The 12,836-nt window shown below is 57.6% G+C and carries 11 protein-coding genes and 1 tRNA gene; all 12 read right to left on the bottom strand.

What is annotated here, in order from left to right; translation table 11 throughout:
* Positions 1–179 precede the first annotated feature (179 nt).
* The 12 genes from pnp to folP all read right to left on the bottom strand — a co-directional run bounded on the left by pnp (position 180) and on the right by folP (position 12,783).
* Entirely contained in the window at positions 180–2,294 is a 2,115-nt protein-coding gene (gene pnp / locus ACQUWM_RS15295) for a polyribonucleotide nucleotidyltransferase (protein WP_428922719.1), read from the bottom strand.
* Between the two features lie 374 nt (positions 2,295–2,668).
* Positions 2,669–2,938 (bottom strand): 30S ribosomal protein S15, encoded by a 270-nt coding sequence (gene rpsO, locus ACQUWM_RS15290; protein WP_406987574.1) that lies wholly within the window; start codon positions 2,936–2,938, stop codon positions 2,669–2,671.
* 91 nt (positions 2,939–3,029) lie between these two features.
* A complete protein-coding gene (truB, locus tag ACQUWM_RS15285) occupies positions 3,030–3,950 on the bottom strand; it encodes a tRNA pseudouridine(55) synthase TruB (protein ID WP_428922714.1) in 921 nt (306 codons plus the stop codon).
* Entirely contained in the window at positions 3,947–4,369 is a 423-nt protein-coding gene (rbfA, locus tag ACQUWM_RS15280) for a 30S ribosome-binding factor RbfA (RefSeq protein WP_428922713.1), read from the bottom strand. Before rbfA ends, truB begins: the two co-directional genes overlap by 4 nt.
* The gene (gene infB, locus ACQUWM_RS15275) at positions 4,369–6,939 is read right to left on the bottom strand and encodes a translation initiation factor IF-2 (RefSeq protein WP_428922712.1); all 2,571 of its coding nucleotides are present in this window, start codon (positions 6,937–6,939) and stop codon (positions 4,369–4,371) included. Before infB ends, rbfA begins: the two co-directional genes overlap by 1 nt.
* Before the next feature lie 18 nt (positions 6,940–6,957).
* Positions 6,958–8,451 carry a transcription termination factor NusA gene (nusA, locus tag ACQUWM_RS15270; RefSeq protein ID WP_406987581.1) on the bottom strand — a complete coding sequence of 498 codons (1,494 nt, stop codon included), beginning with the start codon at positions 8,449–8,451 and terminating at the stop codon, positions 6,958–6,960.
* Between the two features lie 42 nt (positions 8,452–8,493).
* Positions 8,494–8,955 (bottom strand): ribosome maturation factor RimP, encoded by a 462-nt coding sequence (rimP, locus tag ACQUWM_RS15265; protein ID WP_428922711.1) that lies wholly within the window; start codon positions 8,953–8,955, stop codon positions 8,494–8,496.
* A 326-nt stretch (positions 8,956–9,281) separates the two neighbouring features.
* Positions 9,282–9,366 (bottom strand) — tRNA-Leu (locus ACQUWM_RS15260).
* A 7-nt stretch (positions 9,367–9,373) separates the two neighbouring features.
* Positions 9,374–9,751, bottom strand: coding sequence for a preprotein translocase subunit SecG (secG, locus tag ACQUWM_RS15255; protein WP_407002656.1), 378 nt, complete (start codon positions 9,749–9,751; stop codon positions 9,374–9,376).
* A gap of 18 nt (positions 9,752–9,769) precedes the next feature.
* A complete protein-coding gene (tpiA, locus tag ACQUWM_RS15250) occupies positions 9,770–10,534 on the bottom strand; it encodes a triose-phosphate isomerase (protein ID WP_428922710.1) in 765 nt (254 codons plus the stop codon).
* A gap of 75 nt (positions 10,535–10,609) precedes the next feature.
* Positions 10,610–11,953 (bottom strand): phosphoglucosamine mutase, encoded by a 1,344-nt coding sequence (gene glmM, locus ACQUWM_RS15245; RefSeq protein WP_428922709.1) that lies wholly within the window; start codon positions 11,951–11,953, stop codon positions 10,610–10,612.
* Entirely contained in the window at positions 11,950–12,783 is an 834-nt protein-coding gene (gene folP / locus ACQUWM_RS15240) for a dihydropteroate synthase (protein ID WP_407002659.1), read from the bottom strand. The genes glmM and folP overlap by 4 nt, the downstream gene beginning before the upstream one ends.
* Positions 12,784–12,836 lie beyond the last annotated feature (53 nt).

Genomic DNA, 12,836 nt, shown 5'->3' with positions numbered 1-12,836 from the left:
GTTGGGCCTCTCTTTTCAAAAGTCTTGAGGGCCAAGGACGGCCCGAAAGAAGCGCACATGGATGTGCTCGTAGCGTCTTTTGAAAAGAGAGGCCCAACCCCTGCATGCACCCAAACCCGAGACAATAAAAAACCCGCCAATCCAGAGGAAAGGCGGGTTTTTATCAGACCCGAAAACTATCAGGCAGAGAAATCGGTCGGCTCGTCGCCTTCCTTGATTTCCTTCATGGACAGCTTCACGCGACCACGGTTGTCCACATCCAGCACCTTGACCAGAACTTCCTGACCTTCGCTCAGCTCGTCAGTCACGTTCTCGATCCGGCGCTCGGAGATCTGGGAAATGTGCACCAGACCATCCTTGCCAGGCAGGAGGTTAACAAAAGCACCGAAGTCCACAATGCGCTCAACGCGACCCTTGTAGATAGCACCAACCTCGATCTCCGCAGTGATTTCCTTAACCCGGTTAACCGCCGCCTGGGCCGCTTCCTGGTTGTCCGCGTAGATCTTCACGTTGCCGTCGTCATCCAGATCAATGGAAGCACCAGTTTCGTCACAGATGGCACGGATGGTAGAACCACCCTTACCGATGACGTCACGGATCTTGTCCGGGTTGATCTTGATCGCAGTGATGCTCGGAGCGCGGGCAGACAGCTCGGCACGCGGCTCGGAGATCACCTTGTTCATCTCACCCAGGATATGCTGACGCGCCTCGTGGGCCTGCTCCAGGGCCAGTTCCATGATCTCGTCAGTGATGCCGTTGATCTTGATATCCATCTGCAGGGCGGTCACGCCCTCTTTGGTACCGGCAACCTTGAAGTCCATGTCACCCAGGTGATCCTCATCACCCAGGATATCAGTCAGAACCGCGAACTTGTCGCCTTCCTTGACCAGACCCATGGCGATACCCGCCACCGGCGACTTGATCGGCACACCAGCATCCATCAGCGCCAGGCTGGAACCACAGACCGAGGCCATGGAACTGGAACCGTTGGATTCGGTGATCTCGGAAACCGCACGGATGGCATACGGGAATTCCTCCAGGGTCGGCATAACCGCCAGAACACCACGCTTGGCCAAACGACCGTGACCAACCTCGCGACGGCCCGGAGTACCCACACGACCGGCTTCACCTACGGAATACGGAGGGAAGTTGTAGTGGAACAGGAACGGATCCTTACGCTCACCTTCCAGGGCATCAATGGTCTGCACATCGCGGGAGGTACCCAGCGTAGTGGTCACAATGGCCTGGGTCTCGCCACGGGTGAACAGGGCAGAACCGTGAACGCTGGGCAGAACACCCACTTCGATTTCAATCGGACGTACGGTTTTGTTGTCACGGCCATCGATACGTGGCTTGCCATCGATCACCTGGTTACGGACGATGGACTTTTCCACCTTGCCAAAATACTTTTTGACTTCATCCGCGGCTGGCTGGCCTTCTTCTTCGCCCGCCAGCTTCTCAACCAGCGCGCTCTTGATCTCGCTCAGGCGCGCGTAACGCTCCATCTTGTCGCGAATGTTGTAAGCTTCCTCGATGGCTGCGGACGCCTCAGACTTGACGACATTCAGCAGCTCGGTATTCTCCGGCTCCGGCTGCCAGTCCCAACGCGGCTTGCCGGTTTCAGCGGCAAATTCCTTGATCGCGGTTACAGCGGTCTGCATTTCCTGGTGACCATACAGCACGCCACCCAGCATCTGGTCTTCGGTCAGGCCCTTGGCTTCGGATTCCACCATCAGAACCGCATCCTCAGTACCGGCAACAACCATATCCAGCAGGGAGGTTTCCAGCTCTTCGAAGGTCGGGTTCAGGAAGTAGCCACGCTCGTTGGTGTAACCCACGCGGGAGGCGCCGATCGGACCGTCAAACGGAATGCCGGAAATGGACAGCGCGGCAGAAGCCGCCAGCATCGCGGCAATATCCGGATCCTGATTCTTGCTGGAAGACATCACCGTGGTGATAACCTGGACTTCGTTCATGAAGCCGTTCGGGAACAACGGACGGATCGGACGGTCGATCAGACGGGAAGTCAGAGTCTCTTTCTCGGAAGGACGGCCTTCACGCTTGAAGAAACCACCCGGAATTTTACCAACCGCGTAGGTCTTTTCGAAGTAGTTGACGGTCAGCGGGAAAAACGGCTGACCCGGCTTCGCTTCCTTGGCGCCAACAACCGTGCCCAGCACGGAAATATCGTCAATGGTGACGAGGACGGAACCGGTTGCCTGACGGGCAATACGGCCGGTTTCCAGAGTGACGGTCTTGCCGCCGAGCTCAAAGCTTTTCTTTACGGGATTCAGATCCACGGTAACTCCTGAAATTCTCTTGTCCAAATTGACTCAGCCAACCCGCCCCTGCGGGGTGACCGTTATGGCCACAGGATGCTCGTATGTGATCCGAAGGGTAACCCGCCTGAAAGCTAACAGGCTGTTGTAAAACCCCGTGCACTGACAACCGTTCCCTACGGGAACCTCAGGCCGGGCTTTTCAACAACCTGCTATCAATTTCGGCTTTCCATTACGACAGGGAATCCCTGATGATCACTGACAAACCCACTGCAGCATTGCTGATCTGAGAAAAGCACAACTGGCGGAGCGCACAAGGCACCCCGCCAGTTGATGGCCAGTCCGGTCCGACGTCGGACCGCTGGCCGTCAGGTCGTTTGACGACCGGATTAGCGACGCAGACCAAGGCGCTGGATGAGATCCAGGTAACGGTCGGCGTTTTTACGCTTGAGGTAGTCCAGCAGCTTACGACGCTGGTTTACCATCCGGATCAGACCACGGCGGGAATGATGATCCTGCTTGTTGGTCTTGAAGTGATCCTGCAGTTTGTTGATGTTGTGGCTCAACAGTGCAACCTGCACTTCAGGAGAACCGGTATCACCATCACCCTGCTGAAAATCCTTAACGATCTGTGCTTTCTCGTTGGCAGAAAGTGCCATAACTCACCTCATGGTTTGCGATGCTAATGAATACGGCCGAACCACGCATCTCTACAGCCCGGCTAGCCAGCGTCCGCGATTGATCACCGCGTCAGCTGCTCTTCACCAGTCGGCGAGGCACCAGTTTGGTGTCCTCCCCTTCCGGGAATGCTTCCGCCAACCCGATGAATCGTTCATTGCCGTACAGGCGAACGAACCCATCAACGGGCTGACCCGATATTCTAACTGGTTGTCCGTTAATTATCGATACCAGTGGCTGGCCGCTCAGTTCCTGCTCCGGGAACATCGACAGGGCCGCATCCGGAGCCACCAGCAGGCCATCCAGACTCTCACCACGTTCACGCATTGCTTCTAGCAGATCAACGGGCCTGGCATCCGCCAGGGAAAATCCCGAAGCCATGGTACGGCGCAATGCGGTCACATGGGCACCGCAACCAAGCGCCTCTCCGATATCCTCAACGAGTGAGCGGATGTAGGTACCCTTGGTGCAGCTGACCGCGATATCCAGTTCATCTTCGCGCACGCCCAGCAGCGTCAGCTCGTAGATGGTGACCGGACGCGCAGGGCGCTCCACTTCAATGCCCTCACGGGCATATTCATAGAGCGGACGCCCCTTGTGCTTGAGCGCCGAGTACATCGACGGCACTTGCTGGATATCACCACGAAACGGTTCCAGCACTGGCTCCAGGGTCGCGGAATCCAGGCCAGCGGGCACGGGTTGTTCCTCAACCACTGCGCCTTCGCTGTCACCGGTTTCCGTGCGCACGCCCAGCTTCGCCGTGGCGATATAGGACTTGTCGCTGTCCAGCATCATCTGGGAGAACTTGGTGGCTTCACCAAAACAGAGGGGAAGGACACCCGTCGCCAACGGGTCCAGCGCGCCGGTATGGCCGGCCTTGGCCGCACCAAACAGGCGCTTGACCTGCTGCAGGATGCCATTGGATGTCACATCCAGAGGCTTGTCGATCACCAGGATACCGTTAACGTCACGGCCTTTGCGTCTGCGACTCAAGCGTCTCGCTCCGGATCATCCGAGGAAGTATCGTTATCGGAGACCGCAGGTTTGTCACCCACAGCCTGCCGAATCAGGTTGTCCATTTTGCGGCTGTAGCCCTGAAGCGTGTCGAAGTGGAACCTCAGCTGCGGCATGACCCGCAACTTCATGGCTCGGCCCACCTGGCCGCGCAGGAATCCGGACGCCTTATTCAGAACCGCCAGGGATTCCTTGACCTCCGGAGACTGCTCCGTCAGCTCTTCAGTGGACAGCAGGGACACATAGATATCAGCGTAACCCAGGTCACGGCTCACCTTGACGGCATTGACCGTGACCATGCCAATCCGCGGGTCTTTGACCTCCCGCTGGATCAGCTGGGCCAGTTCGCGCTGCATCTGATCGCCGATGCGATCAATACGACTGAACTCTCTTGGCATCAGGCCCCCGTGGACTCGAGCTTGCGCTCGACTCTGACACGATCGAAGACTTCGATCTGGTCTCCGACTTTGACGTCGTAGCCCTTAACACCGATACCACATTCCATGCCGTTACGGACTTCCGGTACGTCATCCTTGAAGCGACGCAGGGATTCCAGCTCACCTTCAAAGATCACCACGTTGTCACGCAGCACACGGATCGGCTTGTTACGGTGTACGGTACCTTCAGTCACCATACAGCCCGCCACCTGGCCAAACTTCGGTGAACGGAAGACGTCACGCACGTCCGCAATACCGATGATGTCTTCACGGAACTCGGGCGCGAGCATGCCGGTCAGGGCCGCTTTCACATCATCAATCAGGTTGTAGATGATGCTGTAGTAGCGCAGGTCCAGACCTTCCTGCTCAACCAGGCGCTTGGCCGCTGTGTCCGCACGAACATTAAAGCCAAAGATCACGGCGTTGGTTGCCATTGCCAGGCTGATGTCAGTCTCGGCAATACCACCGACACCGGACGATACGATTTTGACCTGCACCTCGTCGTTACCAAGATCCTGCAGGGCCTTGGAAATCGCTTCCAGGGAACCACGTACGTCGGTCTTGAGGACCACGTTGAGGGTTTTGACCTCATCCTTGCCCATGTTCTCGAACAGGTTCTCGAGCTTGGCTGCCTGCTGGCGCTGCAGACGCTGCTCACGCTCGCGGGTCTGACGGAACTCGGCCAGCTCTTTGGCCTTCTTCTCATCGGCTACGGCAAAGAACTCGTCACCGGCATCCGGAGTACCGTTCAGGCCGAGAATCTCGACCGGAATGGACGGCCCGGCTTCCTTGGCCTGCTTACCGGCCTCGTCAGTCATGGCGCGAACCTTACCGAAGTAAGAACCGGCTACAACCATGTCGCCCTGACGCAGGGTGCCGTTCTGGACCAGAACGGTCGCAACGGAACCACGTCCACGCTCGAGGCTGGATTCGACGACCACGCCTTTCGCCGGCGCATCCGGAGACGCTTCCAGTTCCAGGATCTCGGCCTGCAGCACCAAAGCTTCCAGCAGGTCGTCGATGCCCAGGCCGGTGTGGGCGGAAACCGGAACAAACTGGACGTCACCGCCCCAGTCTTCCGGAATCACGTCCATACCTGCCAGCTCGGTCTTGATGCGGTCCGGATCGGCGGCTTCCTTGTCCATCTTGTTGATGGCGACAACGATCGGTACGCCAGCAGAACGGGCATGCTGAACCGCTTCCTTGGTCTGCGGCATGACGCCATCATCCGCCGCTACCACCAGAACCACGATATCGGTGCACTGGGCGCCACGGGCACGCATAGCCGTAAAGGCTGCGTGGCCTGGGGTATCCAGGAAGGACACCATGCCGTGATCGGTTTGCACATGGTAGGCGCCGATGTGCTGGGTGATACCACCAGACTCGCCGGACGCTACTTTGGTACGGCGGATGTGATCCAGCAGCGACGTCTTGCCGTGGTCAACGTGACCCATGACACTGACGACCGGCGCACGCTTGGCCTTTTCCTTGCCCTCGAAGGAGAATTCACTGAGAACCTCTTCTTCAAACGCATCCTCACTGACAGTTTTCGGGGTGTGTCCCATCTCTTCAGTCACCAGGACCGCGGTTTCCTGATCCAGTGGCTGGTTGATGGTGGTCATCACACCCATGCCCATCAGTGTCTTGATTACGTCTGCCGCCTTGACCGCCATACGCTGGGCAAGGTCGCCAACAGTAATGGTCTCGGGAATCTGTACTTCTCTAACCATTGGTTTGGTCGGCCTCTCAAAGCCGTGGCGCTTCTCTTTGGGTTTCTTTTTCGCTCGCAGTGGCTTGCGCAGCGTGGTGTCTTCCTCGTCCTCATTGATAACCAGAGGCTCTTCAACCGGACGGTTGCGAGGTCCGCGGTGACCCGCAGACTTCTTCTTCGGTTTGCCCTCATCCGGCTCATCACCGCGCTCGCGAACCTTTTCCTTTTTCTTCTTCGGCTTGCGGTCTTTGCCTTCGCCTTCTTCAGGCGGCGGGATCGGCATGTCCTCAGGTGCGGGAATGGAAACTTCTTCCTCTTCCTTCTTCTTCGGCTCTGCCTTCGCCGCAGGCTTGTCAGCGACCGGAACCGATTCTTCGGTTTGCGCTGTTTCCGCGGTCGCCGCCTTGCCGGCTTCCGGCTGGGCTGCCTGCTCCGCCGTGACTTTCGGCGCTTCCTGTGCAGCTTCCTGCGGTGCAGGCGCTTCTGCTGCCGACTCTTCCGGCTGGGGTGCTTCCGACTCCGGCGCCACTTCAGCGCGCTTGATGTACGTGCGGCGCTTGCGGACTTCTACATTCACTGTCTTGGCGCGGCCAGCTTTGAGAGTGGTGGTGGTTTTACGCTTCAGCGTAATCTTGTTCGGCTCTGTGCCACCATCACCATGGTTCTTTCTCAGATAAGCCAGCAACTGCTGCTTCTCATCGCTGGACACAGAGTCGTTCTCGGAGCGGGCTTTCAGGCCCGCCTCCACGATCTGCTTCAGCAAACGATCCACGGGAGCGCCTACGTCTGCGGCCAGTTGTTTTACCGTTACTTCAGCCATACAGGTCCTCCTCCCGAATTAGGCCTGGTCTTCAAACCAGGGGGCGCGCGCAGTCATAATCAATTGTCCTGCACGCTCTTCATCCATACCTTCAATTTCGAGCAAGTCATCAACTGACTGCTCGGCGAGATCTTCCATGGTACGAATTCCCATACCCGCCAGCTTGAAGGCCAGGCTACGGTCCATACCGTCCATATTGAGAAGATCTTCCGCGGGCTCAGAGCCCTCAAGCGCCTCTTCACTGGCCAGGGCCTGGTTCAACAGGACATCCTTGGCACGACGGCGCAGCTCAGTGACGGTGTCTTCATCAAATCCGTCAATGGCCAGCATTTCTTCCATGGGGACGTACGCCACTTCCTCAATGGACGTAAACCCTTCCTCGATCAATACGCCGGCAAACTCCTCATCCACATCCAGATTGCTGGTAAAATGCTCAAGCAGGCGATTGTATTCCTGCTCCTGACGCTCACCCGCTTCCTCTTCCGTCATCACGTTCAGAGTCCAGCCGGTCAGCTCGGTGGCCAGGCGCACATTCTGGCCGTTACGGCCTATGGCCTGGGCCAGGTTATCTTCCGCTACTGCCACTTCCATGGTGTGACGATCTTCGTCCATCACGATGGAAGCCACTTCGGCGGGTGCCATGGCATTGATCACCAATTGTGCGGGGTTGTCGTCCCACAGCACGATGTCCACACGCTCACCGCCCAGTTCGTTGGAAACCGCCTGTACGCGGGAGCCCCGCATACCAACGCAGGCACCTACCGGATCAATACGGCGATCATTGGTTTTCACTGCGATCTTGGCGCGGGAACCGGGATCACGGGCAGCGCCGCGAATCTCGATCAGGTCCTCGGCAATCTCCGGAACCTCGATACGGAACAGCTCAATCAGCATCTGCGGATCGGTGCGGCTCAGGATCAGTTGGGGGCCGCGATGATCGGTGCGAATTTCCAGCAGCAGGGAACGAACACGGTCCCCCATGCGGAAAGTTTCCCGCGGAATCAGATGCTCGCGGGGCAGCAACGCTTCGGCGTTGGCGCCCAGATCGACGATGACGTTGTCCCGGGTTACCTTCTTGACGGTGCCGGATACCAGCTCGCCAACACGATCACGGTAGCTATCAACAATTTTAGTGCGCTCAGCTTCGCGAACCTTCTGGAAAATGATCTGCTTCGCCGCCTGGGCGCCAATCCGGCCAAAAGCCACAGATTCGATCTGTTCTTCGTGGATATCGCCCGGTTTCAGCGCAGTATCAATCTCTTCCGCTTCCTGCAGGGTCAACTCGGTACCCAGGGCCGGCACGGCATCGTTATCGACAACCAGCCAGCGGCGGAAGGTGTCGTATTCGCCGGTGCGACGATCGATGGAGACCCGGATATCGGCCTCTTCATCTTCGTAACGTTTTTTGGCAGCGGTGGCGAGCGCCAGCTCAATTGCTTCAAAAATGACATCCTTCTCGACACCTTTTTCGTTCGAGACGGATTCAACCACCAGCAAGATCTCTTTACTCATTGGATTGCCCTGCCCTTAAAAATAAACTTTGCGTCCACCGACTTATTCAAAAACCGGAACGATGTTGGCTTTCTCGATACTGTCGAACGGCAACAGGTACTCGTGATCGTCGACTACGATTACGATGTCATCGCCCTCCACGCCCTTGATCAGGCCCTGAAACTTGCGACGCCCTTCAAAAGCCATTCGCAACTTCAACTGGACCCGATGACCGGCGAAAGCCTCGTACTGCTCAGGACGAAACAGCGGTCGATCCATCCCCGGAGATGATACTTCCAGGGTATATTCAGTCTGGATGGGATCTTCCACATCCATGACGCCGCTTGCCTGCCGACTGACTTTTTCACAGTCATCTACGCCGATGCCGTTTTCGGCATCGTCAATAAAAATTCTCAACAGGGAGTGATGGCCCTGCGAGCGAAATTCAATGCCCCAGAACTCGTATCCCAGGCCTTCAACGACCGGCCGCAGTATGTCTTCCAGTTGCTTTAGCTTGGCTGACAAGGTTTTACCGTCTCCATCTCTTGATTTTCCGGACCCCGGAAACAAAAAAAGGGCTGTTGATCAGCCCTTTTTATGCACCAGGGCCTGATGCGCCAGGCCCCTTAATCAAAAAGCCCCGAACGAGTGGGGCCTTTTGTTGCAAGAACTCGCAGGAAACAAACCCATTCTACCGTTTCCTGCTGACAGACACCTGGCCTGTCAGAAGCGGACTGAACACCGTACAGAGCCCGCTCCAATATCCGCCGGAGTATAGAGACGCCGGCCAGACTGGTCAAGGACTGACCAAAAAAAACGGCCTGGAAAATCCAAGCCGTTTTTCTTCTATATGGTGCCCAGGGCCGGACTCGAACCGGCACGGCTTTCGCCACTACCCCCTCAAGATAGCGTGTCTACCAGTTCCACCACCTGGGCAACAACCTTACTCAAGCTCGGGAAGCTCGTCTTCACTTGAAGACTCCCCGCTCTCGGTTTCGCTTTCCTCCATATCCACCGGAGCATCAGACGCCTCGGAAGATTCCTGGACCACCGGAATCCCGGCTTCTCCAGCAACTTCTGCGCGCTGCTTGGCGAAAATGGCCAGCGAAAAACTCGTCACAAAAAACACGACCGCCAGCAAAGTGGTCATGCGAGTCAGAAAGCTACCGCTACCCTGACTGCCAAATACTGTCTGTGAAGCTCCGCCGCCGAAGGCTGCGCCGGCATCGGCGCCCTTACCCTGCTGGATCAGCACCAGACCCACCAGCGCCACCGCGATAACCACGTGCACAACGACAACCAGTGTTTCCAACCAATCCATATCGACTCTCGCGAACCTTTAACTTTCAGAACCTGCCGGCATTGCCTGGCAGATACTCACAAAATCTTTTGCTACCAACGATGCCCCGCCGATCAGACCGCCGTCTATATCCGGCTCGGCAAAAAGAGCGGCTGCATTATCCGCTTTTACACTGCCGCCGTAAAGCAGGGATATCTCTTCCGCTGGCGCACCCATGTCTTCCAGAACCTTGCGGATCGACCGATGCATCGCCTGGGCATCATCCGAGGTGGCAGTCTTGCCGGTCCCTATAGCCCAAACCGGCTCGTAGGCAACCACAATGTTCTGCCAACCGTCTCCGGATACACCCGCCAGACCTTTGCGAACCTGAGCGGATACAATCTCTTCCGCCTGCCCGGCTTCACGCTCCGCGAGGGTTTCGCCCACACAAACAATGGCGTTCAGTCCCTGCGACATCAACTGGGCTACCTTGTCAGCAACCGTTGCGTCGGTTTCAGCAAACAACTGCCGGCGCTCAGAGTGACCAACCAGCGCGTAGTGACATCCGCAGTCTTTCGCCATGACGGCTGACACCTCACCGGTGTAAGCCCCGGATTCCCAGCATGCGACGTTCTGCACACCAACCGAAATCCGATCACCCGCCAGAGACTTCACATCCCGGACATACAGGGCGGGAGGAATAATAACAGCCTCCACACCATTATCAAGAGATGACACCTCTGACCGGACATAGCCAACCAGGTTTTCCACCAGGTCTGTCGACCCGTTCATCTTCCAGTTTCCGGCTACGATCTTACGGCGCATAAAAGCCCCCGAATTCAAGGGAGGGCGAACTATACAGCAGTCCACCCGACCAGACAACTCTCCCGCCCTACAAACTCAGGCGCGGGAATTCTCGACAACCACCGCAAGCTCTTCTGCTACGCGGGTGATTTCTGCGGCATTCTGACCTTCGGCCATCACCCGGATCAACGGCTCGGTGCCAGAAGCTCTCAACAGAACGCGACCGGCAGCCCCAAGGTCAGCCTCGGCCTTTTGCACGGCAGCGGCGACATCTTCCCGCGCCAGGGGATCAAAACGCTGATCCACCCGCACATTGATCATCTTCTGGGGCAGCTTGGTCATACCCTGACGGAGCTCGGACAAAGCCTTGCCGGACCGACGAACAGCCAGCAGCACCTGAAGCGCCGAGACAATGCCGTCACCGGTGGACGTACAATCTCTTATCACCATATGCCCTGAACTCTCGCCGCCAAGCAGCCAGCCCTTTTGGAGGAGGCGCTCCATGACGTAGCGATCCCCGACCTTGGCCCGCTCAAATGCGATGCCTTGCTCCTTCAACGCCAGCTCTACCCCCAGATTGGTCATCAACGTACCAACCACGCCACCCTGGAGGGTTCCCGCCGCATGCCGCTGGGAGGCGATAACATAGAGCAACTCGTCCCCATCGACCTCGGAACCGTCACGATCAACCATCAGCACCCGGTCGCCGTCACCGTCGAAGGCAATGCCGAGATCCGCCTTCCTGTCCAGAACCGCTTGCTTCAGAGCTTCCAGATGGGTAGATCCGACGTCCTTGTTAATATTGAGACCATCGGGATCAGCACCAATGACCGAGACCCTGGCGCCAAGTTCACGAAACACCTTGGGAGCAACATGGTAGGTTGCGCCGTGGGCGCAATCCAGCACTACATTGAGTCCCTCAAGGGTGAATTCATTGGGCACCGTGCTTTTACAGAACTCCACGTAGCGCCCCGGTGCATCATCCACGCGGAACGCCTTGCCCAGGTCTGCGGCATCGCACACCCTGATCGGCTCATCCATCCAGCGCTCAATTTCCGCTTCCAGTGCGTCATCGAGCTTGGTGCCGTTGGCAGAGAAAAACTTGATGCCATTGTCATGGTGGGGGTTGTGGGAGGCACTGATAACGATACCCGCAGACGCGCGAAAAGTCCGGGTCAGGTAGGCGATAGCGGGCGTTGGCATCGGTCCCAGCAACTTGACATCAACACCGGCGGCGGACAGACCCGCCTCCAGCGCGGATTCAAACATATACCCGGACAATCGCGTATCCTTGCCTATCAGCACGCTGTTCCGCTGCCCTGCCCGCTTGAACGCCTGCCCGGCAGCCCACCCGAGATGCAACATGAACTCGGGGGTAATCGGGGCATCCCCCACACAGCCACGAATTCCATCCGTGCCAAAATATTTTCTGTCGGTCATCGACCAGCCTCCTTCATGGCCGTCACTACCCTGACGGCGTCCGCGGTTTCCCAGACATCGTGGGCGCGGATAATGGATGCGCCCTTCATGGCGGATATTGTCGCGGCAGCAAGACTTGCCGGCAACCGCTCATTCACTTCGCGACCAGTAATATGGCCCAGCATGCTTTTTCGGGACACGCCCACCAGCAAGGGATGCCCGAGAATATGAAGCTGCTCCAGAGAGTTCAGCAACTGCAGATTGTGCTCAAGCGTTTTCCCGAACCCAAAGCCGGGATCAAGAATAATGTTGTCTGGCCGCACTCCCGCCGCCTCTGCCACGCCCATTCGCTCCGTCAGGAACGAACTGACCTCCCGGCGCACATTACGGTACTCGGGGTTGTCCTGCATGGAATCAGGCTCACCCTGGATATGCATGATACAAACCGGAATACCCGCTGCGGCGGCCACTTCCGGCGCGCCATCGCGCTGCAGTGCCCGCACATCATTGATCAGGCCAGCGCCCAACTTGGCGGCTTCAGCCATGACCTCAGGGGCAGAGGTATCCACCGAGATAACGGTATCCAGCTCCCGGGCAATCGCCTCCACCACGGGGCAGACCCGGTCCAGCTCTTCAGCCACCGATACTTCGGTTGCCCCAGGCCGGGTCGATTCCCCACCAACATCGATAAAAGCCGCGCCATCAGCCACCATCTGACGGGCGCGGGCGAGCGCGGCATCCGGTCGATTAAAGCGCCCACCATCGGAAAAGGAATCCGGCGTAACGTTAAGAACACCCATGACATGGCAGCGGGACATATCCAACACCCGGCCGGCGAAATTCATTTCCATAGGTCATCCATTCAAGCAGCACACAAAAACAAACGCCGCCCGAAAGGGGCGGC

It is taken from the genome of Marinobacter sp. DUT-3, from assembly GCF_050379435.1.
Lineage (GTDB): Bacteria > Pseudomonadota > Gammaproteobacteria > Pseudomonadales > Oleiphilaceae > Marinobacter.
The sequence above is the reverse complement of the archived record's forward strand: the minus strand, read 5'-3'. Positions and strand labels throughout refer to the sequence as shown.

Coding starts and splice junctions, on each gene's coding strand:
- rpsO (WP_406987574.1), bottom strand. CDS start 2,938: ATGGCACTTTCTGCCAACGAGAAAGCACAGATCGTTAAGGATTTTCAG.
- rbfA (WP_428922713.1), bottom strand. CDS start 4,369: ATGCCAAGAGAGTTCAGTCGTATTGATCGCATCGGCGATCAGATGCAG.
- infB (WP_428922712.1), bottom strand. CDS start 6,939: ATGGCTGAAGTAACGGTAAAACAACTGGCCGCAGACGTAGGCGCTCCC.
- nusA (WP_406987581.1), bottom strand. CDS start 8,451: ATGAGTAAAGAGATCTTGCTGGTGGTTGAATCCGTCTCGAACGAAAAA.
- secG (WP_407002656.1), bottom strand. CDS start 9,751: ATGGATTGGTTGGAAACACTGGTTGTCGTTGTGCACGTGGTTATCGCG.
- tpiA (WP_428922710.1), bottom strand. CDS start 10,534: ATGCGCCGTAAGATCGTAGCCGGAAACTGGAAGATGAACGGGTCGACA.
- glmM (WP_428922709.1), bottom strand. CDS start 11,953: ATGACCGACAGAAAATATTTTGGCACGGATGGAATTCGTGGCTGTGTG.
- folP (WP_407002659.1), bottom strand. CDS start 12,783: ATGGAAATGAATTTCGCCGGCCGGGTGTTGGATATGTCCCGCTGCCAT.